The 24,196-nt window shown below is 40.3% G+C and carries 19 protein-coding genes and 1 tRNA gene; 15 read left to right on the top strand and 5 right to left on the bottom strand.

The features are described 5' to 3' along the window. Window positions 1-159: 159 nt before the first annotated feature. From RM049_RS31960 to ftsH2, 9 genes are all read left to right on the top strand, one after another. Entirely contained in the window at window positions 160-513 is a 354-nt protein-coding gene (locus RM049_RS31960; protein ID WP_322688016.1) for a hypothetical protein, read from the top strand. A gap of 801 nt (window positions 514-1,314) precedes the next feature. Next, a complete protein-coding gene (locus RM049_RS31955) occupies window positions 1,315-2,775 on the top strand; it encodes a TM0106 family RecB-like putative nuclease (protein ID WP_322707031.1) in 1,461 nt (486 codons plus the stop codon). A 299-nt stretch (window positions 2,776-3,074) separates the two neighbouring features. After that, window positions 3,075-4,259, top strand: coding sequence for an esterase-like activity of phytase family protein (locus RM049_RS31950; protein WP_322707035.1), 1,185 nt, complete (start codon window positions 3,075-3,077; stop codon window positions 4,257-4,259). A gap of 325 nt (window positions 4,260-4,584) precedes the next feature. Then, window positions 4,585-6,207, top strand: coding sequence for a serine/threonine-protein kinase (locus tag RM049_RS31945; RefSeq protein ID WP_322707030.1), 1,623 nt, complete (start codon window positions 4,585-4,587; stop codon window positions 6,205-6,207). A gap of 101 nt (window positions 6,208-6,308) precedes the next feature. Continuing rightward, window positions 6,309-7,823, top strand: coding sequence for a serine/threonine-protein kinase (locus RM049_RS31940; protein WP_322707029.1), 1,515 nt, complete (start codon window positions 6,309-6,311; stop codon window positions 7,821-7,823). A 110-nt stretch (window positions 7,824-7,933) separates the two neighbouring features. Further along, a tRNA-Asp gene (locus RM049_RS31935) sits at window positions 7,934-8,007 on the top strand. 133 nt (window positions 8,008-8,140) lie between these two features. After that, window positions 8,141-9,586 carry a glutamate--tRNA ligase gene (gltX, locus tag RM049_RS31930; RefSeq protein ID WP_322672744.1) on the top strand — a complete coding sequence of 482 codons (1,446 nt, stop codon included), beginning with the start codon at window positions 8,141-8,143 and terminating at the stop codon, window positions 9,584-9,586. 223 nt (window positions 9,587-9,809) lie between these two features. Then, entirely contained in the window at window positions 9,810-10,304 is a 495-nt protein-coding gene (locus RM049_RS31925; protein WP_322672743.1) for a hypothetical protein, read from the top strand. 461 nt (window positions 10,305-10,765) lie between these two features. Then, complete coding sequence (gene ftsH2, locus RM049_RS31920) at window positions 10,766-12,652, top strand: ATP-dependent zinc metalloprotease FtsH2 (protein ID WP_322707028.1); 1,887 nt, start codon at window positions 10,766-10,768, stop codon at window positions 12,650-12,652. A gap of 152 nt (window positions 12,653-12,804) precedes the next feature. Here the strand turns inward: ftsH2 and rnc are convergent, their stop codons facing one another. From rnc to RM049_RS31900, 4 genes are all read right to left on the bottom strand, one after another. Next, window positions 12,805-13,491: a ribonuclease III gene (gene rnc / locus RM049_RS31915; RefSeq protein WP_322707027.1), complete on the bottom strand. Its 687-nt coding sequence runs from the start codon at window positions 13,489-13,491 to the stop codon at window positions 12,805-12,807. A 136-nt stretch (window positions 13,492-13,627) separates the two neighbouring features. Continuing rightward, window positions 13,628-14,371, bottom strand: coding sequence for an NYN domain-containing protein (locus RM049_RS31910; RefSeq protein WP_322707026.1), 744 nt, complete (start codon window positions 14,369-14,371; stop codon window positions 13,628-13,630). A 546-nt stretch (window positions 14,372-14,917) separates the two neighbouring features. Further along, on the bottom strand, window positions 14,918-15,526 hold the full coding sequence (locus RM049_RS31905) for a hypothetical protein (protein ID WP_322707025.1): 609 nt from the start codon (window positions 15,524-15,526) through the stop codon (window positions 14,918-14,920). A 219-nt stretch (window positions 15,527-15,745) separates the two neighbouring features. Then, a complete protein-coding gene (locus RM049_RS31900; RefSeq protein WP_322707024.1) occupies window positions 15,746-16,333 on the bottom strand; it encodes a Uma2 family endonuclease in 588 nt (195 codons plus the stop codon). Window positions 16,334-16,454: 121 nt separating this feature from the next. On the opposite strand from RM049_RS31900, the gene bchD reads away from it, so the two are divergent. Next, on the top strand, window positions 16,455-18,485 hold the full coding sequence (bchD, locus tag RM049_RS31895; RefSeq protein WP_322707023.1) for a magnesium chelatase ATPase subunit D: 2,031 nt from the start codon (window positions 16,455-16,457) through the stop codon (window positions 18,483-18,485). A 51-nt stretch (window positions 18,486-18,536) separates the two neighbouring features. Here bchD and RM049_RS31890 read toward each other — a convergent pair whose 3' ends face one another. Further along, window positions 18,537-19,322, bottom strand: a complete 786-nt coding sequence (locus RM049_RS31890; protein ID WP_229498888.1) for an RNA polymerase sigma factor SigF — start codon at window positions 19,320-19,322, stop codon at window positions 18,537-18,539. A gap of 656 nt (window positions 19,323-19,978) precedes the next feature. Between RM049_RS31890 and RM049_RS31885 the strand changes: the two genes are divergently transcribed. The 5 genes from RM049_RS31885 to ybeY all read left to right on the top strand — a co-directional run bounded on the left by RM049_RS31885 (window position 19,979) and on the right by ybeY (window position 24,156). Continuing rightward, window positions 19,979-20,707: a Bax inhibitor-1 family protein gene (locus RM049_RS31885; protein WP_322688006.1), complete on the top strand. Its 729-nt coding sequence runs from the start codon at window positions 19,979-19,981 to the stop codon at window positions 20,705-20,707. 131 nt (window positions 20,708-20,838) lie between these two features. Beyond that, window positions 20,839-21,979, top strand: a protein-coding gene (locus RM049_RS31880) for a PCRF domain-containing protein (protein WP_322707022.1) whose coding sequence is annotated in 2 segments (ribosomal slippage) — window positions 20,839-20,913 and window positions 20,915-21,979 — 1,140 coding nt in all. Because the reading frame shifts where the segments join, the coding sequence is not laid out codon by codon here. Window positions 21,980-22,095: 116 nt separating this feature from the next. Next, a protein-coding gene (gene prfB, locus RM049_RS31875; RefSeq protein WP_322707021.1) for a peptide chain release factor 2 occupies window positions 22,096-23,218 on the top strand; the annotation gives its coding sequence in 2 pieces (ribosomal slippage) (window positions 22,096-22,167 and window positions 22,169-23,218; 1,122 coding nt in all). Window positions 23,219-23,348: 130 nt separating this feature from the next. Next, window positions 23,349-23,504, top strand: a complete 156-nt coding sequence (locus RM049_RS31870) for a DUF3285 domain-containing protein (RefSeq protein ID WP_094350437.1) — start codon at window positions 23,349-23,351, stop codon at window positions 23,502-23,504. A 124-nt stretch (window positions 23,505-23,628) separates the two neighbouring features. Next, complete coding sequence (gene ybeY / locus RM049_RS31865; protein WP_322707034.1) at window positions 23,629-24,156, top strand: rRNA maturation RNase YbeY; 528 nt, start codon at window positions 23,629-23,631, stop codon at window positions 24,154-24,156. Window positions 24,157-24,196: the final 40 nt, after the last annotated feature.

The raw sequence follows: 24,196 nt of genomic DNA, 5'->3' as shown, positions 1-24,196 counted from the left end.
AACTCATCCGTATTATCTCGTAATCTTTTTCAAAAATCAAATAGGATTCCTATATACGCAATAAAATTATTATAGTTGAACCTAACAATAGAGTTAATCAAAATATTTTTCCCAGAGAATAATAGACGAGCAATATTAAAAATAATTTGGAGCGAGCAAATGAACGCCAAAATTATTGCTTTCTTGGGGATTACGGCAGCCTTTGTAAGCTTAGGAAGCCAAGCCTACGCTCAATCACCAGCATCAAACTCAAATCCCGGACAATATCGATTAAGTGGTGATTCTCTACTTGGAATCGATCGGAAAACAGCCCAAGATGACTTTAAAAGTTTTTTTGAGCAAACTAATCCAGCAAGCCTTTCCAACAATAATAGAAGAGAAAATAAAACTCCAGCCCAAATTCGCTTTAACGAATCATTATCACAGCCAGACACTTCAGTTTTCTTAACACCGGCTCAGTCAGGCAGTGACAATGATGGATTGCAAGTACAGTTAGATATAGGGAGAAAATAAGCAGGGATAAAAGCTGACAGTGTAGTTTTAATTAATTATGCGTTGGCCAAAATCCTTGTTAATATAGCAATCCTAAATCATTCATAAGACAAAACCAAGGACAAATGACCAATGACAAAGGACAGTCAACACCAAAATTCTCACAAATCAAATAGGATTGCTATAGTCTGTTAAGTTTAAATTAGTAAGGTCAACAAGTTCGTAGTAAGCACTTTAGTGTTTACTACGAACTTTTCATTACTAGGTTAGACATTGTACTAAGCACAACTTAGAAATTATTTCCACATCATTTTCACTGTTACTATTTTTACTTAAATCAAAACAGTTTTATTAAAAAATATCGTTCAGACAATCTTTTAACCACTCGTACAGCCTCCTCTAGCAGAATAAAGTTTTACACCTGACTGAATCCGCCTTCTTGAGTCGATAATTATGCAATCGTTTTGCACTCAAATTAATCGTCAAGATAAGAGGAGAGTTTTGCGATCGCTCGTGTCATCATTGTGTGACACGTTTACAGATGAGATACAGCTCATGTTGTTTTGTCATGTAACCTTGTAATAATGGACAAACTGTGATTTTTACTCTCTTTGAGTTGTAATTTGGCAGAAAAGCAAACGCTTTAGCTGTTGACAGTATAAAATAAACGGCAAATTCAGCGTGGACGCGTTGGTGTAGCGCACCGTACCTACACGGGGAAGCAAGCTACGCGTAGCGTCTTCGAGAGAAGCTATCACCACTTCCAGATTTTAATTGTCACAGTTACTCCCAGATTCTGCTAATTCTTGTTAACTTAAAAGGATGCTAATCAATGCTGAACTCCTACTGCAATACCAACGCTGTAAACGCCGACCTTTTCTAGATATCCACGGTGACAAAAGTCAGCGCGATGCTCCCAATGAGTTGCTACGGAAACTGCAACAGGACAAAATCGCTCATCAGTTGAGTGCTTTGGCACAGATGACTTATTACCAACCAGATTATTCTTATAGAAACTGGGAAAAGGGAGAGAAAGCAACTTTAGAATTGATGCAGCGTGGGGTTGAGTACATCTATAAAGGAGTACTGTTAGCAAATTATTCAGAAGCAGACACCCTGCTAAGTCGTCCAGATTTACTTGTGAAACAGCCGGGACAATCAAATTTTGGAGATTGGATCTACGTCCCAGCTAGTATTGAACTGGGTAAGCGCCCTAAGCAAGAATATCAAGTTGTTGCTGCATTTCATGCCCAAGTGTTGGCAACAGTGCAGGGAGTTGCACCTGAAACAGCTTTGCTCATATTGCGAACCAAAAATACAAATTATGCAGTCGATCTATGCAAATGGACACCACGGATGCAGCAGATTTTGGAAGAGTTTATTCAAGTATTAGAGTTACCGAATCCGCCAGAGGTATTTATTTCTCGCCAAAAGTGCAATTTTTGCCATTGGTATACTGAATGTTATGCGATCGCTCAATCTGAAAAACATCTCTCACTGCTACCAGGTGTAACACCACTGCGCTACACTCAACTCCAAGCCTTAGACATTACCACACTGGAATCTCTTGCTAACACCAGTCCCAGCAGCTTAGAAAAGTTACTTGGTTTTGACACCGAAGTAGCGCCCAAATTGGTAGTACAAGCTCAATCTGCACTAGAAAAACGACCGTTGATTCTACCATATCCGCTACCAACAGAAGATATTACATTTACAGCGCCCATAGAGCTTTATTTTGATATTGAAGCCCAGCCAGACTTAGATTTAGATTATCTTTTAGGGGTTTTGGTTGTTAATAGACAAGCTAATACAGAACAATTTTATTCATTTTTAGCAGACAAACCAGAAGACGAAGAATTAGTTTGGCAGCAATTTTTGGATTTGGTTTGGCAATATCCCGAAGCGCCAATTTATCATTTTTGTGTCTACGAGTTTGATACAGTCAAACGGTTGGCAAAACTTTACGGCACTCCACACTCCTTAGTGCGTCCTGTACTGAATCGATTTGTGGATGTGTATGAACAATTAACCCAAAGTGTAGCATTGCCCGTAGAAAGCTATGCCTTGAAAGCGATCGCTCGTTGGATAGGATTTGAGTGGCGTGATAAAGAAGCCAGTGGTGCCAAGTGTATTTACTGGTACGATCGATGGTTAGAAACAGGCGATCGCACCTTACTAGAAATTATCCAACGTTACAACGAAGATGACTGCCGCGCCACCCATAAAGTGAAAGATTGGCTTGTCAACTTTTTCCAAAGTGAGTATGATTTACGATTAGCTTAAGTAATTTATTATTTTTTAAAGGTTTTCAAATTAAAATACTTTTTGAGAAGTCTAAGTAAAAGAAACACCTACTCAGACTTGTCACCAAGTTAAAAAAACATGATTTGTCGGAATTTTCAGGCTTGTATCTGTTAAATTATAGCACAAGCTTTGTTAGTTAGGACATCAACAGACGATAAAACTTAGACACAAAAAGGCTTTTCACCCAGTCCCCAGTCCCTTGCTATATTTATTTAATTGATATTATTTGTAGGGATGTATAAGTGTTTGTTCCTAAAAATATTTATTTGATAAAAATTATGCAGATATTTAAAAAAATATTCGTATTTCCACAAATTATTTACTTGTTGATTCCAATTATAATTATTAGCCTTGTATTCACAAACTTTTCTTCAAATAGTGTTGAAATTAGTAGTATAGATTTTATTGGAGAAGCAACCTTACAGAAAGGTTTAATATTTAAAGAAACTGAAGTAGGAGGTTTATCTGGAATTACATATAATGCCAAAAACAACCTTTATTACGCTATTTCAGATGACCGGGGACAAAAAGCTGCCGCTCGTTTCTACACATTAAAAATTGATTTGAGCAAAGGTTTGCTAGAAAAAGATGGAATTATTCCAGTCAGTGTTACTACATTATTAAATGAAAATAGTCAAACATTTCGCCCTGGTGAAACTGATACAGAAGGTATTGCATTAACTAATAAAGCAACTGTGTTTGTATCTTCTGAAGGTGATGCTGCAAAATTAATTAATCCTTTTATTAAAGAGTTCTCACTATCTTCTGGGAGAGAAATTGCAACACTTTCTATACCAAATAAATTTTTACCAGATAAAAGTAATCAAAAAGGTATCCGCAACAATTTGGCTTTTGAAAGCCTCGCCATCACACCCGATAATAAGCATCTATTCACAGCCACCGAAAATGCTCTAATTCAAGATGGTGTCGCAGCGAAACCTAATATTGGTAGTTCTTGCAGGATTTTGCAATACAACTTGCTCAACAAGCAACCCGAAAAGGAATTTCTTTACCAAACTGAATCAGTTACACCATTTTTAAATCTGATTGGCAAATTCGCTAGTGGATTACCCGATTTACTCGCTCTTGATAATCAAGGACACTTTTTAAGTTTAGAAAGGTCTTTTACTGGTTTAGGATTTGCTATTTCTCTGTTTCAGGTTTCGTTAGAAAAAGCCGATGATATTCATAATATTGATAGCCTTTTAGCAATTGATTTCAAAAATATTAAACCAGTTAAGAAAAAACTGTTGTTAGATTTGAGAAAACTAGATGTACTGCTAGACAACATCGAAGGCTTAACTCTTGGTCCAAAACTACCGAATGGTCAACAATTATTAATTCTCATCAGTGATAATAATTTTAACTCCCTACAACGCACCCAGATACTAGCCTTTCAACTTAAAGTTGAAAATCCCCTCATTAGATTATTACGCCGGGTACTCCCAAATTTTAAGCTTTAATTGTATAGAAATAAAGGTGCTTAGGCGCAGCCCGTCATAAACATTGCAACTTGACTGCTATTTAGTTATTTCTGATTATTCCTGTATATTCACTGAATATACTAGGTAACTTTATCTAGGTTATTTATAGTTTACGTGTAATTTCTCAACCGTACTCCTTAATAAATATGTTACACAATGTTTAGTAGCTTTTGCAGAGGGCTTAAGCATATTTACAGCATATAATTAATTTTCTCAAAACTCGGACATCTCTTAGATTTAAATTTAATAATTAGCTAGACTTATTCAAGTATTTTGCCAATAACATTTTTTATAAATGATTTTTATGCCAGAAAATAAAATTGAGAGTATGGTAGGGCAAAAGGCAGAAATAGACGATTACATCGGACATTTTTTAAACAATCGCTATTTAATCAGAGATCTGATTGGCAAAGGGGGGATGGGTAGAGTTTATCTAGCAGAAGATACTGCTAAAGGCGGTATGCCGATCGCAATCAAAATATTATCACTTAGTTTGTCAAACCAACAAATGTCCCAACGTTTTGCCAGAGAGATTTTTATTGGCGCTCAATTGGGCCGCAAAAGTAAACATATTGTTCGCATTTTAAGTTATGGAGTTACTGAGGATAAAACTCCATTTTATGTAATGGAATACCTCCAAGGGAAAAATCTCAAACAAATTCTGAAAATTCAGCCTTTAACAATATCGAAGTTTTTAGAAATTTGTAATCAAATTTGTTTAGGCTTACAATGTGCCCACCAAGGTATCAGCCTTAAAGGAGAAATTTACCCTATTGTTCACAGAGATATTAAACCAGAAAATATATTTATTGCTGAAGATAGTAAAAAAGGTGAAATTGTTAAAATATTAGATTTTGGTATTGCTAAGTTTTTAACAGAGCGAAGTGGAATGACTCTAACAGATTCTTTTATTGGCAGTTTGCCTTACTGTTCCCCGGAACACATGGAAGGGCGGAAACTGCTAGATGTCCGCTCTGATATTTATAGTTTGGGAGTATTAATGTTTGAAATGCTGACAGGTAAACACCCATTTCAAACAAAAAGTAACTCCTTTGGTACTTGGTATCAAGCCCATCGCTTTCAAATGCCACCTACAGTTGAAGAAGTAAATCCGCAAGTTAAAATACCAGAAATATTAGAAAAAATCTTAATGACTTGTTTAGCTAAAGAAGTAAGCGATCGCCCTCAGAATATCAACCAAATATTAGAAGATTTAGAAAAAGTAAGTGTTCAAATTAATAATGTTATTTCTAACGATAGCACAGACATTATTAAAGTTTCGCTTCCAGTTCAATTAGTACCCGCAACTTTACTATCAGAAAAAGAGTGCTTGCAGAAAAATTGGCCTAAAAATAAACCAATTGCACCAATTGGTTTTCCCCATTTACTACAGACTTCTCAAAGACCTATACCAACTTTTTGGGCAATGTTGCCCAAACAAGAGATTGCAAAATTTTTAGATAAAATACATAGTACTGAATTTATTAGTAAAATGAATGTATATCCGATGCTAATGTGGTTAACAGTGCTGTATGACGCCCAACCTTCTACGACTAAGTGGCTGCCTTATTTTCTGGATTTAAAAGATAACAAAAGTCAAAAGATAGCACGTAGTTTAGCAGAAGTAGGTTACTATCATTTACTATTTTTCCCCTTAGAAGAGCCAACTCATTGCTCTCATGTAACGACTTTAAATCTCACAGCTAAACAGCGTCAGCAACTTTTAGATTGGTTAGATATGAGTCAACAGTCAAATGAATTGATTTTGCCTGGTCAAGCCAAAAATATTCTAAAAGCAGAGTACGAAAAGCTGAAGTTAGACATATTACGAAACTTAGCCACACATCAAAAATCTGAGACAGAAGTTTTAAAAACTTGGATAAATAAATTTTTGGAAATGTTTTTGAAAATGCTATTACGTCGTTGAAATTCTGCTAGTAAAATCAAAATGCTTGCCACCATTAACTAAGAGTATTTTTATGTGTTTATTGCTAACTTTCAATGGACTTAGCATCAGAGGTGAACAAAGTGAATCAGAGCTTATCTACATCTCCTAGTAGTACGGGCTTGCTTGCCAATCGCTATCAACTCAAGCAATTAATTGGCAGTGGTGGCATGGGTGAAGTTTTTTTAGCAAATGATGTTTTGTTAGGAGGTATACCAGTTGCTATCAAGTTTTTGACTCAAACTGTTGTTAATACCAAGATGCAACAAGACTTTGCTCGTGAAGCTTTAATGAGTGCAGCCTTGAGTCAAAAGAGCGTACATATAGTGCGGGCGTATGATTATGGTGTGAATGAGAAAGGAAAACCATATTATGTCATGGAATATTTATGTGGTAAGAGTTTAAAGGATTTAATTCCGCTATCTCTGTCCATGTTTTTGACTCTCTCTCGCCAAATTTGTTTGGGCTTACAGTGTGCCCATCAAGGAATTAACATTGATGGCAAAATTTGTCCGTTGGTTCATCGAGATATCAAGCCTGCCAATATATTAGTTATTCCCGATCCGATATTGGGCCAGTTAGTTAAAATTCTTGATTTTGGTATTGCTAGATTTTTGAATTATGCATCAACAGCTAGTACAAGTAGCGGATTTAATGGTACTTTACCCTACTGTTCTCCAGAACAGCTAGATGGGGAAAAATTAGATAGTCGCTCTGATATTTATAGTCTGGGTGTGATGATGTTTGAGATGCTCACAGGCAAAAAACCTTGGCAAACAGAAACTGATTACTTTGGCGCTTGGTATAAAGCACATCATTTTGAAGCACCGAAAACGCTCGCAGATGTTAAACCTACTATTAAAATACCTCAGAAGTTAAATAATTTAATTATGGCTTGTTTGGCTAAAAAAGCAAGCGATCGCCCTCAAAATATCGCTGAAATTTTACAAGTTTTAAACAGTATAGAACAGTCTAATTGTCCTACTTTACCTACAAACTTCACCTTTAAGTCTCCCTTAAATTCTGCATTACCAATTACTGTAGAACAAAGCTATCGGCAACTTTTGTGGCCTCAAAATAAACCAATTCAAGAAATTGTTTTTCCCCAGCTTCTAGACACTCCCCAAGGATCTATAACAGCGCTATGGTTGATGTTATCTAAACAAGAAATTAAAAACTATGCGGTTTCTACCCGTTATAACCAGTTTGTCTTTGTGACATCCCCTCACCCAATGTTGTTGTGGGTAAGTGTACTCTATAATCAGCAATTCGCTCCTAAGTGGCTACCGTGCTACTTAGATATGCAAAATCCCCAAAATCTGAGGATGGTAAGTTTCCTGGCTGAAAATGAACAGTATCCTTTGATTTTCTTTACTCTGGAAGCACCACATTCCTGCATCAAGGTTCTCAGCAGCCGCATTGAGCCAACTCAACGGCAAATGTTAAAAACTTGGGTGCAACAGAGTCATCGTCTACCACCCACTTCTCAACCCCAATTGAGCAAACAGCTATTGAAACAGCAGTATAAACAAATGCAATCCCGAATATTGCAGCATCTGGAATCAGAGCCACAGGTTGTATTATCACGGTCTGTTTAACGTATAATTCGCACCTAAAAAATACGTAATAAAAATCATTCCTAATTCCAGACTCCGAAACACTTGACAAGTAGAAAAAAAATAGTGATAATAGCAAAGTTGCCAAACAAGGGACTGTAGTTCAATTGGTTAGAGCACCGCCCTGTCACGGCGGAAGTTGCGGGTTCGAGCCCCGTCAGTCCCGTTCTAAATTTATGAGTAGCGAATCACTTAACTTAGGTGATATTAGATTCTGAATTACCCAAAGAGGTTGACTCAGGATTCAAGATTTAAATATAAGCTACATTTATCATGCTTTGCGAAAGAGAGAATTAACTGTGACTGTTAGAGTCCGTATTGCGCCGAGTCCAACCGGAAATTTACATATTGGTACAGCAAGAACGGCTGTATTCAACTGGTTATTTGCCCGCCACCACGGTGGGAAATTTATACTGCGAATAGAGGATACAGATTTAGAGCGATCGCGTCCCGAATACACCGACAATATTCTTGAAGGACTGCGTTGGCTAGGACTGAACTGGGATGAAGGGCCATTTTTCCAATCCCAACGCCTGGATCTTTATAAAGAAGCAGTAGAAAAACTGCTAGACCAAGGATTAGCCTATCGCTGCTACACTACTTCCGAAGAACTAGAGGCGCTCCGAGAAGCTCAAAAAGCTAGAGGCGAAGCACCTCGCTATGACAACCGTCACCGCAACCTCACCCCAGAACAACGCGCCGCCTTTGAAGCAGAAGGTCGTTCTTTTGTAATTCGCTTCAAAATCGAAGATGGGCGGGAAATTGTCTGGAACGACCTAGTAAGAGGAAAGATGTCTTGGCGAGGTAGTGATTTAGGTGGTGATATGGTCATCGCCCGCGCCTCAGAAGAGGGTAGCGGTCAACCTTTATACAACTTTGTTGTTGTAGTGGATGACATCGATATGCAAATTACCCACGTCATCCGGGGAGAAGACCACATCGCCAACACTGCCAAACAAATTCTGCTGTATGAAGCGATGGGTGCAAAAATTCCAGAGTTTTCCCATACGCCATTAATTTTGAATATGGAAGGGCGCAAGCTTTCTAAGCGGGATGGCGTCACTTCCATTTCTGAATTTCAGAAAATGGGCTTTACTGCTGAAGGCTTGGTAAATTACATGACATTGCTGGGTTGGTCGCCACCAGACTCGACACAAGAAATATTTACCTTAGAAACAGCAGCTAAAGAATTTGGCTTTGAGCGCGTCAATAAAGCAGGTGCAAAGTTTGACTGGGACAAGCTGGATTGGTTGAACAGTCAGTATATCCACAATACGCCAGTAGATAAACTCACAGATTTACTCATTCCCTTTTGGGAAGCGGCTGGCTATAAATTTGATGGTGGAAGAGATCGCCCCTGGTTAGAACAGCTAGTAACTTTGATTAGCCAGAGTTTGACTCGCCTGGTAGATGGAGTACCTCAAGGTCAACTGTTTTTTAACGACACAGTTGAATTTAGCGAAGAAGGCAGTACACAATTGAAGCAAGAAGGTTCTACTGCTGTTCTTGAAGCGATTGTCACAGCTTTAGAAAATCAGCCGCAACTGTCAGAAGCCGCTGCTCAGGACATTATAAAACAAGTTGTGAAAGAGCAGAAAGTCAAAAAAGGCTTAGTGATGCGATCGCTCCGAGCAGCTTTAACTGGAGATGTTCATGGCCCCGACTTGATCCAATCTTGGTTACTACTAAATCAGATTGGTTTGGATAAACCGCGCTTGAGTCGGGCTATAACGGAAGCTAAGTAGCGATTACTTCCAGATTTTAGAAATATTTCAGATTTTAGGGGCGTACAAATGTGTGCCCCTATCCATTAGGTAGAGCAACTATAAGAACAAGAAATCATTGACTAATTACTAATGAATTATCCCCAGTTTCAAATCTAAAATAGGTAGTCAATTCTCCTCATGTTGGGAACTTGGTGTGTAAAATTAATGTCTTCAAAAACACTTAGAAGCAAACGTAATTAAAATGCCTACAAAAGCGCTCAATAGAGGGATGAGATTATCGTTTATGATAGTTACGCTCTTCATCACATCGACAGTTAATGCTGCGGTTGATGCTCAGGAAGCGCCAACGATATTTGGAGATGTCACCCTTAGCCCTCAGTTTTCGCCAGACCCCCTGACAGTTCGCGGGATGAGTGGTGGCTCAATATCTGGGAGTCAAGTAGGTGGCAGAAGCGAAACAGCCACTGGCCCTTGTACCGGATTTGTGGATGAAACACCAGACCACACATTAGCGTTAACAAGTAAATTTGACTACCTAAAGCTGCAAGTGCAAAGTCCTGAAGACACCACCATGATTATCAAAGGGCCCGGTGGTACTTGGTGCAATGACGATTTTGATGGCAAAAATGCTGGCATTGTTGGTGAATGGCTACCTGGAAGTTACCAAATTTGGGTTGGTTCCTATGAAAAGGGCAAGTATCTTCCTTACACTCTAAAAATTACAGAAGTAAAGTAGGGCATTGGGCATTGGGCATTGGGAAAGAGGAGGCAGGAGGCAGGAGGCAGGAGGCAGAAGTTCTAAAATGTTTGAATGAGTGAATTTTGAATTGATTTCTCCCCTGCTCCCTCATTTCGCCCACTCTTGTACAGACGCGATTCATCGCCTCTCCCTAAATAGAATCATGATTCAGAGCGGCTGGAACGATACGAGGAGCATTCTGGAGAAATTTTCTCTGTCTTTGCATCCCGTTGCGCTCCCTTTTCTCGTGCGATATTGTATTAAAATTAAGTTAACTTTGATTAAGATTCTTGTTGGCATCGCCATAATGCTCTAATCGGCTTATGGCAGTGCATCTAAGAGATCGAATTAAACAAAATGGATTTATAAACATCCGTTTAACAGCTTAAAGTGACAGAGTGATGAACATTCGGTTACTAGAGCTAACGAGTTGTATAGGCATCTAGAGGCAAATTAAAATGAAATTCTCTTGGAAAGTCGTAGCACTCTGGACGTTGCCGGCTTTGGTAATTGGCTTTTTCTTCTGGCAAGGGGCGTTTGCAGGCGCACCTGCTGACATGAGTAAGAATACAGCTAATACCCGCATGACTTACGGTCGCTTTCTAGAATACTTGGACAGCGATCGCGTCAACAGTGTGGATCTTTACGAAGGCGGTAGGACAGCAATTATAGAAGCCCGCGATCCAGACCTGGAAAATCATGTCCAAAGGTGGCGTGTGGATTTGCCTGTTAACGCTCCTGAGTTAATTAGCAAGCTCAAAGAAAAAGCCATTAGTTTTGATGCTCACCCCATGCGCAATGATGGTGCAATTTGGGGATTGTTGGGCAATCTCATTTTTCCAGTTTTATTGATTACTGGGTTGTTCTTTTTGTTCCGGCGTTCTAGCAACCTCCCCGGCGGCCCAGGTCAAGCAATGAACTTTGGCAAATCTAAAGCGCGTTTCCAAATGGAGGCAAAAACCGGCGTCAAATTTGACGACGTAGCTGGAATCGAAGAAGCTAAAGAAGAATTGCAAGAAGTCGTCACCTTCCTGAAGCAGCCAGAAAGATTTACGGCTGTAGGCGCACGGATTCCCAAGGGAGTGCTGTTAGTTGGGCCTCCTGGAACTGGTAAAACTTTACTCGCAAAAGCGATCGCTGGCGAAGCAGGCGTACCTTTCTTCAGTATTTCCGGTTCGGAATTTGTGGAAATGTTCGTAGGTGTGGGTGCATCCCGCGTCCGCGATTTGTTCAAGAAAGCTAAAGACAATGCCCCTTGTATTATCTTCATCGATGAAATCGACGCCGTAGGACGGCAACGGGGCGCTGGTATCGGCGGCGGTAACGACGAGAGAGAGCAAACCCTCAACCAATTGCTCACCGAAATGGATGGGTTTGAAGGTAACACAGGCATCATTATTATTGCTGCTACCAACCGTCCTGATGTACTAGACTCAGCCTTGTTACGTCCCGGTCGTTTTGACCGCCAAGTAACAGTTGATGCACCCGATATCAAAGGGCGTTTGGAAATCTTGCAAGTCCATGCACGGAACAAGAAATTAGATGCAAGTGTATCCTTGGATGCGATCGCTCGCCGCACTCCTGGATTTACTGGTGCTGACTTAGCCAACTTGCTCAACGAAGCAGCAATTCTGACTGCGAGAAGACGCAAAGAAGCTATCACCCTCCGCGAAATTGATGATGCGGTGGATCGGGTAGTCGCTGGGATGGAAGGTACTCCTTTGGTAGACAGCAAGAGCAAGCGCTTAATTGCTTACCACGAAATCGGACACGCCTTAGTTGGAACTTTGTTAAAAGACCATGACCCAGTACAGAAAGTTACTCTGATTCCACGGGGACAAGCACAGGGTTTAACTTGGTTTACACCCAACGAAGAACAGGGATTAATTTCTCGTTCTCAGTTGAAAGCTAGAATTACTGGTGCTTTGGGTGGTCGCGCCGCTGAAGAGGTGATTTTTGGGGCTGCGGAAGTCACAACTGGCGCTGGTGGAGACTTGCAACAGTTATCGGGAATGGCACGGCAAATGGTGACTCGGTTCGGGATGTCCGACTTAGGGCCACTGTCGTTAGAAAGCCAGCAGGGAGAAGTATTCTTGGGTCGTGACTGGACAACCCGATCTGAGTATTCCGAATCCATCGCTTCCCGCATTGATGGACAAGTCAGAGAAATTGTTGAGCAGTGCTACGACAATGCTAAGAAGATCATCCGTGACCATCGCACTGTCACCGATCGCTTAGTAGATTTGCTCATCGAGAAAGAAACCATTGATGGCGAAGAATTCCGCCAGATTGTGGCTGAGTATGCTGAAGTCCCAGATAAACAACAGTATGTACCGCAACTGTAATATTTGACTCTTTTCTGGCTACTATCTGGAAATGAGTAAAGTGACAAAAAATAAAATGAGGATGGTATACTCCATCCTCATTTTTTTTGCGTTTTTTCAGTGTTAGGAAGTTTCTAATTTTAAAATTATCAAAATTTATGAACCCATAAACTCTATAACAAACCTTGTTTTTTCAACTTAGCTAGCGCATCTTCAGCAGCAGCTTTTTCTGCATCTTTTTTATTGCGTCCCTTACCTTCTCCATAAATCTTTTCATCTACCAATACTTTGGCTATGAATTCTGGCGCATGAGAAGGGCCTCCTATTTGGTCTGTGAAATATTTGGGGGGATTTGGGGTAACGTTGCGTTGCACCCATTCTTGAAAGCGGTTTTTTGAGTCTACATTAGAACGAGGTACTATTATATGCTTAGGATCTACAGAATCAAATAGTGGTTCTATAATTGCGCGAACTATTTCAATATTAGAATCATTATCCAAATAGTAAGCACCAAGAACTGCTTCAAACGTACTACTGAGCAAATTAGGATTTTGGTAGCCTCCGTCTCGAATTGCACCTTTTCCTAACCGCATTCTAAAGTCTAAACCTACCTCTTCAGCAAACTTTGCCAACTGCTTCTCATCTACCAGCGCCGAACGCCGCCGGGTTAATTCATCTTCTCCCATTTCTGTATGACGACCATAGAGATATTCGCCACTTAAGAAATTTAGTAAAGCGTCACCGAGAAATTCTAGGCGTTCATTATGTTCGCCTTCTCCTGGGTTTTCATGGACATAAGAACGATGCGTAAGCGCACGACGTAAAAGTTTTTCATTATGGAATATTAGAAGTTTGTGCATTTTTATCTTGTATTTTGTTGCGAAAATTGATTGTTGGGAAAGTTTACGAGGGCTATTGTCTTCAAACATGAAAAAACCGCAAATAGCGGTGTTAGTAAAACCCAGCTTTTATTCAACTGGGTTTTTAAAAGCTTTTTTAAGCAGCTAGTTTGTCTAACTCAACTAAAAGCAATTCCTGACCTTGCTTTTGAACTTTACCATCTCTGATAGCAGCATCAATAAACTGGCTAAAACTCTTAAATTTCTTGCCATCAGGTACATATATTGAGCAGACTCCCTGATACTTAGTGAATAACTGCATCATCAAGTTATTAATGTAACCTAATCCTGTACGCTTTTTTTGATCTAACGCAGTATTGATAGCTTTCAGCAAGTACTCTATAGCCTCATTGTAATTAATTTTTTCATACAATGAAGTACTTTTAAACTGATTATTGTTCTCAACTAACTTAGGTAAATCATCTACAAAATAGAACATATCAGCGAGATTTATTAAGCTAAGTTTTGCACTTTCTGGACGAGCAAAAATTATCACTTTTTTACCATTTCTACGTAAATTATCAATTACAATTTCACAAAAGCTATCTCCAGAAATAAGGATAACTATATCTGAACTGTCGCCACCACAGTCCATAACAAGTTTAAAATCTACAGCATTTCTGAATTTCTGATATACATGGATACAGTCAAAATCCAGGTTTGATAGAACTAATTTAGCTTTACTTTGTTTACACCAGTTACTATAAACTTTTTGCTTGGCAATAAAGCCTAGTGAACTAGCAAATAGTAACAAATCCTTAGCTATTTTTGGGTCTGAGATATTTTGATAGTCCCAATACATGGAAACTAAATCTTGTTGCAAGCTTATTTGTCGAGCCATATTTTTACCTGAAAAATTGTGATTTTTGCTCGACAGTGTTAAAAAATCACACATCAATTAGCAGTAGAGCTTTATACGAGAAACTTATACTCAAAAAGTACTACCCTGTAATAAAGCTCTCTACTGTCGCTTTCGTTTGGTTTAAGTCTCAGCCGTAGAATTCCTGGCTTCCTACCAAGTTTCGCGTCATCCTTTCCCCTGAACATTCATCCAAACATCTTGTCTTCCCGTTGAAAGTCTAGTCAATCAGTTGACCTGACATTGGACTGAATACTCAGCCGAAGGGATGACGCGAAGCTTGGCAGGAAACTAGGAATTCTGCTGCTGAGACATTACCAAAAACCTGCGCTTTAGAGTGTGGTTGTTTATTCTGTCCTACATACAGAATTGCATAGCTGATTCTGGATGTCAATATGATTATTTATGAAGATTTAGTAAAAACGTAGATGCGTAGTGGCTTGTCATAAGACATCGCCTGTTATCTATCAAGTTGAATAATTATCTATAGTATTCTCTCAAAATCACCATTTTTTAGCTAAAAATAATTTACGGTTTACTTTGCGCGATCGCACCATACAAAATACCTAAAATTTTCTTAATATCCTTAATATAATATTCACTCAAATCAATCGAAACTACATTACTTTCAAGCTTGAGAAATTGCCAGATAGTGCCGATAGTAACAGCACCATATATAATTTTAATTTGATTTGCACCTCTTTCGTTAAATAACTGAGCAGCTATCATTCTGGCAATACATTGTGCTAAACCAGACCTTAAATTCTCATTTTTACTTTCTACTAAGACAACCACCGGACTACGTACAAGCAACTGTTCCGAAGAAAGACTCAAAATAAAATCACAAAATCCATTTAGTCCTCGTTGGCTATCAACAGTAAAATCAACTCCAGAAACCAAACTTATTTCATAATTAAATTTGCGTCTAATTTCTAATAAAATTGGACTAATTATCATTTTGCTCCGAGCTTTTCCCGAACTTATTGCTACTGCTAAATCAACATTTTCGTTAAGAATGATAGATAACAAGTCACTACAGTCTTGCTCCTGTACATTTGCAAATAGTCCAGATGACTCGTGGATAACTAACCCAAAAGAATCAATAATCTCAATAAGTTTAAAATCACTATAAGCCATAAAACTTACTCCTTGGTCTTAGAGGTTGTTTGAAAAGTGGTTGGCTGTGATTTTAGGCACTAACCGATCCCCCCTAGCCCCCCTTAAAAAGGGGGGAACCGGAATCAAAGTCCCCCTTTTTAAGGGGGATTTAGGGGGATCTAGAACGTTTTGTTACCGAGAAGAAAACTTTTCAAACATCCTCTTATGACTGAATCTTATCTCATTCTATAGCAAGGTTTAAAAATTGAGCTTTGGCGGAAACACTCTTACTAAATCAAGAGATAAATCAGGTAAGCAAAGAAAAATTATTATCTGATTTGATAAGAAAATCCGTTTATTTAAATAACCATATTTACCTTGAATATTTTGATATGCTTCACTGTAAGCTTCCAAATAATTATCAAATAAATTGAATATCCAATAATCTGTAATACCTGCTTTAGCATAGAGAGGAATTTTTACATCTTGGTCATAATCCAAAGAAGAATCTGAAACCTCCATTACCAATAACACATCAGCAGGTTGAGGATGACCGAAGAGATAATTATCATCTCGGTTTTGAAGAATAGCAAAATCTGGTTCAGGTTCGCTATTAGGTGGCAAAGCAATCGGAGCTTGAGATTGCAAAGTTGCTTTATCACCTACAATTTTCGGAAGTTCTCGCAATAAGTTTCGCAAACAAGTTTCATGAACTGTACCTTTGGATGCCATTTCAATAATTTCCCCGTTAATTAATTCAATGTGGTCATCTTCATGGAAAAAGCCCAATTCAGTAAGCCTGTGGTATTCATCCAGTGTGAAGCGTTTAGCCTGAGCAATACTCATAAATCTTCCTCCCAAGGGAAATGCGATCGCGATAACCGCTCACCAGAGGCGATCGCACTTATATTCTAAATGTGTCAGAAATTGGTATGCTAAAGGCCGAGACTCGCTATAAAAGCAAACAATGCCTGCGCCTACTATCAATCCCACCATCACTGCCTTTCCCTTGACAGCCGTAGTCGGTCAAGAAGCAATTAAATTAGCCTTGCTGTTAGCCGCAGTTGATCCTGGTTTGGGAGGAGTAGCGATCGCAGGTCGTCGCGGTACGGCAAAATCTGTAATGGCTCGTGCTATCCACGCTCTACTACCACCGATTGAAGTTGTCAAAGGTTCAATCAGTAATTGTGACCCCAACCGCCCAGAAGAATGGGACGATCAACTGTTGGCGGAGTACGCAGACAAAAACACTCAAGATGTTCCCGTCGAAATCATTCCCGCGCCTTTTTTGCAAATTCCTCTAGGCATTACAGAAGACCGACTCCTCGGTTCAGTAGATGTTGAAAAATCGGTAAAGCAAGGTGATACCATTTTTCAGCCTGGATTACTCGCTACAGCAAACCGGGGTGTACTGTACGTAGACGAAATTAATTTATTAGATGACCAAATATCCAATCAACTTTTAACAGTATTATCTGAGGGACGCAACCAGATCGAACGGGAAGGGATTAGTTTTCAGCATCCGTGCAAATCCCTATTTATTGCCACTTACAATCCAGAAGAAGGCGGATTACGAGAGCATTTGCTAGATAGAATTGCGATCGCACTATCTGCTGATGGTGTACTCGGCTTAGATCAAAGAGTAGAAGCAGTCGATCAAGCGATCGCTTATTCTAAATCTCCCCAAGACTTTCTCGAACAGTATAACGAAGATTTAGACTCTCTCAAAACCCAAATCATCTTGGCGCGGGAATGGTTGAAAGAAGTAATCATCACCCACGAACAAATTGCCTACTTAGTAGATGAGGCAATTCGCGGCGGAGTTCAGGGACATCGGGCCGAGTTATTCGCCACGCGGGTTGCCAAAGCCGCCGCAGCTTTAGAGGGACGAACAACAGTTAATGCTGAAGATTTGCGCCGTGCGGTGGAACTGGTAATTGTACCACGCGCCACAGTTGTGCAGACACCACCACCAGATCAAGCACCACCTCCGCCTCCGCCGCCGCCACAAAATCAAGAAGAACCCCAAGACGAATCAGAAGAGGAACAAGAAGAACAGGAAGAACAGGAAGAAAATCAAGAGCAAGAACCGCCCAGTATCCCGGAAGAGTTTATCTTCGATCCAGAAGGGGTAATTCTTGATGACAGCGTGCTTTACTTTACTCAAACAGCGAAGCGGCAAGGTAAATCTGGTAGTCGCAGTGTCATCTTTTCGGATGACAGGGGACGCTACATTAAGCCAATGTTGCCCAAAGGGAAAGCGCGACGCATTGCAGTAGATGCCACGTTGAGAGCTGCGGCTCCTTATCAAAAAGCACGAAGAGAAAGACAACCAGATAGAAAAGTTATTGTCGAACAGCCTGATATTCGCTCGAAACGCCTGGTACGTAAAGCCGGGGCGTTGGTAGTATTTGTGGTAGATGCTTCTGGCTCAATGGCACTGAATCGAATGCAATCGGCTAAAGGTGCAGTAATGCAACTATTGACTGAAGCTTATCAAAACCGCGACCAAATAGCATTAATTCCCTTCCGAGGAGAACAGGCTGAGGTATTATTGCCTCCAACACGTTCTATTGCTTTGGCGCGTAACCGTTTAGAAAGGTTGCCCTGTGGTGGCGGTTCGCCCTTAGCACATGGTTTAACTCAAGCTGTGCGCGTCGGCTTAAATGCTCAGATGAGTGGAGATATTGGGCAAGTTGTCCTTGTAGCAATCACCGATGGGCGAGGTAATATTCCTTTAGCGCGTTCTTTGGGCGAACAGCTAGAACCAGGAGAAAAGCCAGATATCAAAGGAGAATTATTAGAAATTGCTGCGAGAATCCGTGCTTTGGGAATGCAACTATTAGTAATTGATACAGAAAGTAAATTTGTGTCTACTGGGTTTGCTAAAGAATTATCGCAAACAGCAGGCGGTAAATATTATCATTTGCCGAAAGCGACAGATCAAGCTATTGCTGCTATGACCAAAGGTGCGATCGCTGATTTAAAATCTAGATAATTTGTCATTTGTCATTTGTCATTTGTCATTGGATTTTTGACTTAGCTATGACTACGAGCCAGTAGGCATTACCTGTGGTTGTAAATAGCAAATCAAATCTTGAATTCCCTTTTGCAGATAGCGGGTTACTGTCATTGGACTAGTACCAATGTTCTTAGCTGCATCCTTGCGAGAAAGTTCCTTCAAAAATACCATTTCAACTGCCATACGGGGCTTTTCTTCCAACATATTGATTGCTCCTTGGAGTTGTTGGCGTTCTTCTTCTTGTTGCAGAAGCACATGAGAACGAGGACAAGGAAGTGCCTCACCTAAGGTTATTTGGCAATCAACATAGTTAACTGCGGTTGCATCTAAACTCAAGGGCATACGGTTTTGAGCAGCTAACTTGGTTTCTTGCCATTCTTGTACAGATACCCGAAGTTGGCTGGCAATTTCAGCATCCTTGGGCGGGCGACCTAAAGAGATTGATAAGTCCTTGCGAATCTTTTGTCCTTCATTATATAATTCTTGCCAACGACGAGGAATTTTTAATAGAGTACTGCGATCGCGCAAAAAGTGCAGCATCTCACCGCGAATATATGGCACTGCAAAGGAACTAAAAGCATATCCTTGGCTGGGATCGAAACGCTCAATAGCCCTAATCAAACCAAAATACCCAATTTGTTCTAAATCTTCATAAGGTTCATTGCATTGATGGCTGAATTTATGAGCCATCTTCCGTACTAAGCCAGTATGTAACTGTACAAGTTTATTACGAAGTTTAATAGATGGATTCTGGTGGTACAAGTGCAATAATTCTATACCATCAGTTCGTAAAGAGGACTCACTTGTTGCCATATAAATTACCTTTGTTGTAACTCCTATTCCTGAGAAAATGGAGCTGCGTATATTTTCTTCTAAGCTGTTATTATTTTGCTGAGTCAGGGAAGAATAAGCCATCGTCGTTTCACTGAACTTGTTAGGGGTCTAACTCCACAATTCAGTATTTGTACGCATGATTTTGCGAACCCCTCTGTTACAGGTGATTTTTGCTTTTTATATAACTGTTGAATGGTAAATAATCTTTAGCTTTTGCAACAAAAACTAGCTATTTATGCTGAAAAATGCATCACTTACCTAATAGTCATCTGTCATACTGAGTGCAAGTGGATCGGTAGTCAATACTGCACGCTTTGTGGATTTTTAACTCGGAATTGGATTTGGGAAAAGGTTACTGGGTTTAGGTTAAAGGTTTTTTCTTTCCCCTTTTCCCCAAAACCCGACAAGTATTGGATCGGTATTAAATTAATCGCAAAATAGGTTGCAATCAAGGGTAAAGAGTATGCTATCAGTACTAAAGATGCTGTGAAATCCTCAAAAACTGACGACTCTAATTTTCAACAACAAAGCCGCCCTTCAGATTTGGCAACGATATTAAATCCTTGTCCGTTAACGGCAAAGATTGGTAAGAATAGGAATAAGCAGAACGTTTTCCTAAAAAACAGTTTTTCAATATGAGCAATACCAGTAATTTTCGTGAAGCTATCCGTGAGGCTAAATCTCACGCCCTTGTTGGCCCAAACGTGATTGCCAACGCCCTCCCCTACGTCGGTGGTGGATTGGTGCTAACCGCATTAGGAACCTACGGCGGTTTAGGAATTATCCGTACTAACCCCGAAATATTCTTTCCCACCTTCATTGGTGCGGTGATTTTGGAGTTAATTTTGTTCTTTGTTGCCCAAAATGTTGCCCAAAAAGGTAATAAGGGTCTTGCACTACCTCTGTTGGCAACCTACAGCCTCTTGTCTGGATATACTCTCAGTGGCTTGGTATTTGTCGCTTTGAGATCCCAAGGCGTTGGCATTCAAGGCATTGGGTTAGCTGCCCTTGGTTGTGGTGTCACCTTTATTGCTGCCCGTCAAATTGGTTCAAATCTTTCTGAACAAGATGGCATGGCTTTGACGAAAACCATCAATCTTGGTGTCATTGCCTTGGTGGTTGTGTGTCTTGCCCAATTCGGATTTGCCATGTTTGGTGTTTACGCGCCAAATTGGTTAGAAATTGCCATCTCCGGTTTGGGAGTATTCCTGTTTGTTGGGGTTTCTGTTGTCGATTTCTACATCTTGCCCCGCACTTACAGCGATGACCAATATTTGCCTGCTGCTTTGTCGATGTACTTAACTTACATAAACTTGTTTGTCTTTATCTTGCGGTTGCTAATTGCCATCAATGGCCGCGATTAATTGTCTGTAGGCACTAAGACAAGTAAAGTTTTATAAAATAAAACCCGTGGTTGAATTTTTAGCAACCACGGGTTTTTCATCGTTTTAATAGTAGGATATATAGATAAGTTAAGCCTCAAGTGAGCAAAACTATGCTTGAACTCTTAAATATCAAAATTGAAGTAAAAAGGTTGTCTAATATCTTGACCAAGGCTGAAGGCTGTCTTTGACCTGACAGAACTGAGTGCAAAAACTCAAGAGTTGAATCAATTAATTTCTCAACCTACTTTCTGGCATAATTCTGTCACTTACTATCAGAAACTTCAAGAAATTGAATTCCTCAACGCTAAGAAGAAACAATATCAGCGATCGCACTTCATTCTAGAAGATATCAAAGCTGCACTAGAACTACTAGAATTATCTGCTGATGAAGAATTATTGCAAGAGGCGCAAACCAACCTAACTCAACTCCAAAAAGAACTCGAAACACTAGAAATAGAACAATTCCTGTCCGCTCCCTGCGACCAAAAGGGGGCATTCTTGGCAATTACGGCTGAGGTTGGAAGTATAGATGCTCAAGACTGGGCAGCTATGTTATTACACCTATACCATCGTTGGGCAGTAAATCATAACCATAAAGTACATCTAGTGCAAGAGTCAGCAGGTGATTTAGGAGGGTTCAAACATGCCACCCTAGAAATTACAGGGCGTTATGCTTATGGCTGGCTAAAAGCGGAACAAGGAACTCATGCAAGAATAGAACGAATTTCTCCTGTTGATGGTAATGGCAGACGGCATACTTGCCTAGCCAGTGTAGAAGTCAGCCCGATTTTAGATGAGTCTGTTGATTTTGAGATTCCAGAGAAGCATTTAGAAATTACTTTGCCGCGCGATCGGCGGAATGTCAACCGCCCAGAAACATGGGCGCAGGTGTTTCACATTCCTACGGGGATTAGTGTATTTTGCAAGGAGGAGCGCAGCCAGATGCAAAACAAAGAGAAAGCCCTGGCTATTCTCAAGAGTAAACTGTTTGCGATCGCACTAGCCCAAGGTGTCCAGATTGACAAAATTCAACCCCGACAGATAAAACTTCTATCCAACAAGCTCATCCGGGAATATATCTTGCATCCTTACACCAAGGTGAAAGATTTACGTACCAATGTAGAAACAACTGCTGCGGCAGAGGTTTTAGATGGTAAAATCGATTTGTTTATCAAAGCCTATCTGCAACAGCTAAATCACACTACTTCAGTAAGTAAAGAAGCGCTTGATAATTTCAAGTCACTTTTATAACTTATATAAGTAGTGCAGAAAAAATTTGCCCAACTACAGCTAAAATCAAGAAACATACGTAGAATAAAGAGCAATTTTTTAATCCAAAGCGCTCTATCTATCATTCAGCAAGCATTATGGATGTCCTAGAACTCAAACGCGAAATCGAAACGTTGTCTAGCCGCCTGGGTAAAACCCAGGACTATCTTTGACGTACCTGCACTGACAGCCAAAATTCAAGACCTCGAAAAAATATCAGCACAGCCAGAATTTTGGAATGAGCAAACCCAAGCCCAACAAACTCTGCAAGAACTCAACGACCTGAAAGCCCACCTCCAGCAATACGATCGCTGGCACGCCAATCTCGAAGATACTAAGGCAGTTGTGGAATTATTGGAGTTAGAAACCGATGAGGCACTACTCCAAGAAGCCGAATCTACCATCACTAAACTGAATCGTGACCTAGATCAGTGGGAGTTACAACAGTTACTTTCCGGCCCCTATGATGCCGAAGGTGCTGTACTGACGATTACTGCTGGTGCTGGTGGCACAGATGCTCAAGACTGGGCATTTATGCTGATGCGGATGTACACCCGTTGGGGCGAAGCTCACGGCTATAAGGTAACTTTAGCTGAAGAGTCGGAGGGTGATGAAGCCGGAATTAAATCGGCAACCCTAGAAATTACCGGTCGCTATGCCTATGGTTACTTGCGCTCGGAAATGGGTACACATCGCTTAGTGCGGATTTCCCCTTTTAATGCTAACGGCAAGCGGCAAACCAGTTTTGCCGGGGTGGAAGTGATGCCGCAGATTGATAACTCTGTGCAATTGGATATTCCAGATAAAGATTTGGAAATCACCACAACCCGCTCTGGTGGTAAAGGTGGGCAAAATGTCAACAAAGTAGAAACAGCAGTGCGGATTGTTCACCTGCCCACGGGTCTTGCCGTGCGCTGTACAGAAGAGCGATCGCAGCTGCAAAATAAAGAAAAAGCCCTAAATCGCCTCAAAGCAAAGCTGTTAGTCATCGCTAAAGAGCAACGCGCCCAAGAAATTGCCGAAATTCGTGGCGATATGGTGGAAGCCTCCTGGGGAAACCAAATCCGTAACTATGTATTTCATCCTTACCAAATGGTGAAGGATTTACGTACAAACACGGAAACAACAGCGATTGGTGATATAATGAATGGCGAACTTGATACATTCATTCAAGCTTATCTGCGCCAAGAAAATAAACTAGTAGAAAACAGTCAGGCATAGAGGCATTCATTACATAACATCCCGATTACTAAGGCGTTTCTGTGTGAAACGCCTTAGTAATATATGGGCGATCGCCATTCTATCCCAGACCAACTGTTACAGTTATAAAAGAGTCTGTAGACAAATAACTATGAGCAACTCACCTTCAACAGAACCTCAACCTAGCTACGTTAAACTCGCCATGCGAAACATGGTGCGGAAGGGTGGAACTTCCCTAAAGCATTTTGGATTGACTGCTGTAGGGCTTTTAGCTCTGCTTGTTGGTCTTGCTTACCTCACTCACTAAACTAGTCATTAGTCATTAGTCATTAGTCATTAATTATATTTAAAAGGACAGATGACCGATGACAACGGACAAAAGACAGTCTTAACGACAAATCGTAAACCTCAGACAAGGAGACTGTGTGCCCCTGAGAGTTGAACTATATGTGGAGGAGTATTTTTATGAGTTGTCCCCGACAACATCTGTAAAAATTGACGAGACTAATGCCCGAATTACCCCTGAAACTTGGGAAAACTGGTTTAATCACTGGTTGGAAATACTTCACCCTCAGATTCCACCAGCGCCAAGTTATGAAATCGGGCTGCGTTTGACAGATGACTTGCAAATTCAAGAACTGAATGCTCAATATCGTCAGCAAAATAAGCCGACAGATGTTTTAGCCTTTGCTGCTTTGGAAGTGGATTTTCCTCAAAGCAAAGAAATGCTTGCCTCTGTCCCATTATACTTAGGTGATATTATTGTGTCTGTAGATACAGCACAGCGCCAAGCTCAACAACAGGAACATAGCTTACCAACTGAGCTAGCTTGGTTAGCTGCTCACGGTTTATTGCATCTGTTGGGCTGGGATCATCCTGATGAAAAAAGTTTGGAGCGAATGTTAAAACAGCAAGTGGGATTGCTGAATGCAATAGGTATTGCTATTGACATGGAATAGCAGTAATTGAAGTATCTCTTAATGTTAATTTTGGGTAATA

The sequence above is a fragment of the Nostoc sp. DedQUE04 genome, assembly GCF_034530995.1.
Lineage (GTDB): Bacteria > Cyanobacteriota > Cyanobacteriia > Cyanobacteriales > Nostocaceae > Nostoc.
Note: the sequence above shows the minus strand (reverse complement) of the source record. Positions and strands in the feature narration are given on the sequence as shown.

What these genes read in the sequence shown, in the direction of transcription:
- RM049_RS31885 (WP_322688006.1), top strand. Translation starts at nt 19,979, where the DNA reads ATGAGCAATACCAGTAATTTTCGTGAAGCTATCCGTGAGGCTAAATCT.
- RM049_RS31945 (WP_322707030.1), top strand. Translation starts at nt 4,585, where the DNA reads ATGCCAGAAAATAAAATTGAGAGTATGGTAGGGCAAAAGGCAGAAATA.
- RM049_RS31905 (WP_322707025.1), bottom strand. Translation starts at nt 15,526, where the DNA reads ATGGCTTATAGTGATTTTAAACTTATTGAGATTATTGATTCTTTTGGG.
- RM049_RS31955 (WP_322707031.1), top strand. Translation starts at nt 1,315, where the DNA reads ATGCTAATCAATGCTGAACTCCTACTGCAATACCAACGCTGTAAACGC.
- rnc (WP_322707027.1), bottom strand. Translation starts at nt 13,491, where the DNA reads ATGCACAAACTTCTAATATTCCATAATGAAAAACTTTTACGTCGTGCG.
- RM049_RS31960 (WP_322688016.1), top strand. Translation starts at nt 160, where the DNA reads ATGAACGCCAAAATTATTGCTTTCTTGGGGATTACGGCAGCCTTTGTA.
- RM049_RS31890 (WP_229498888.1), bottom strand. Translation starts at nt 19,322, where the DNA reads ATGGCAACAAGTGAGTCCTCTTTACGAACTGATGGTATAGAATTATTG.
- RM049_RS31950 (WP_322707035.1), top strand. Translation starts at nt 3,075, where the DNA reads ATGCAGATATTTAAAAAAATATTCGTATTTCCACAAATTATTTACTTG.
- ftsH2 (WP_322707028.1), top strand. Translation starts at nt 10,766, where the DNA reads ATGAAATTCTCTTGGAAAGTCGTAGCACTCTGGACGTTGCCGGCTTTG.
- bchD (WP_322707023.1), top strand. Translation starts at nt 16,455, where the DNA reads ATGCCTGCGCCTACTATCAATCCCACCATCACTGCCTTTCCCTTGACA.
- RM049_RS31925 (WP_322672743.1), top strand. Translation starts at nt 9,810, where the DNA reads ATGCCTACAAAAGCGCTCAATAGAGGGATGAGATTATCGTTTATGATA.
- RM049_RS31870 (WP_094350437.1), top strand. Translation starts at nt 23,349, where the DNA reads ATGAGCAACTCACCTTCAACAGAACCTCAACCTAGCTACGTTAAACTC.
- RM049_RS31910 (WP_322707026.1), bottom strand. Translation starts at nt 14,371, where the DNA reads ATGGCTCGACAAATAAGCTTGCAACAAGATTTAGTTTCCATGTATTGG.
- RM049_RS31900 (WP_322707024.1), bottom strand. Translation starts at nt 16,333, where the DNA reads ATGAGTATTGCTCAGGCTAAACGCTTCACACTGGATGAATACCACAGG.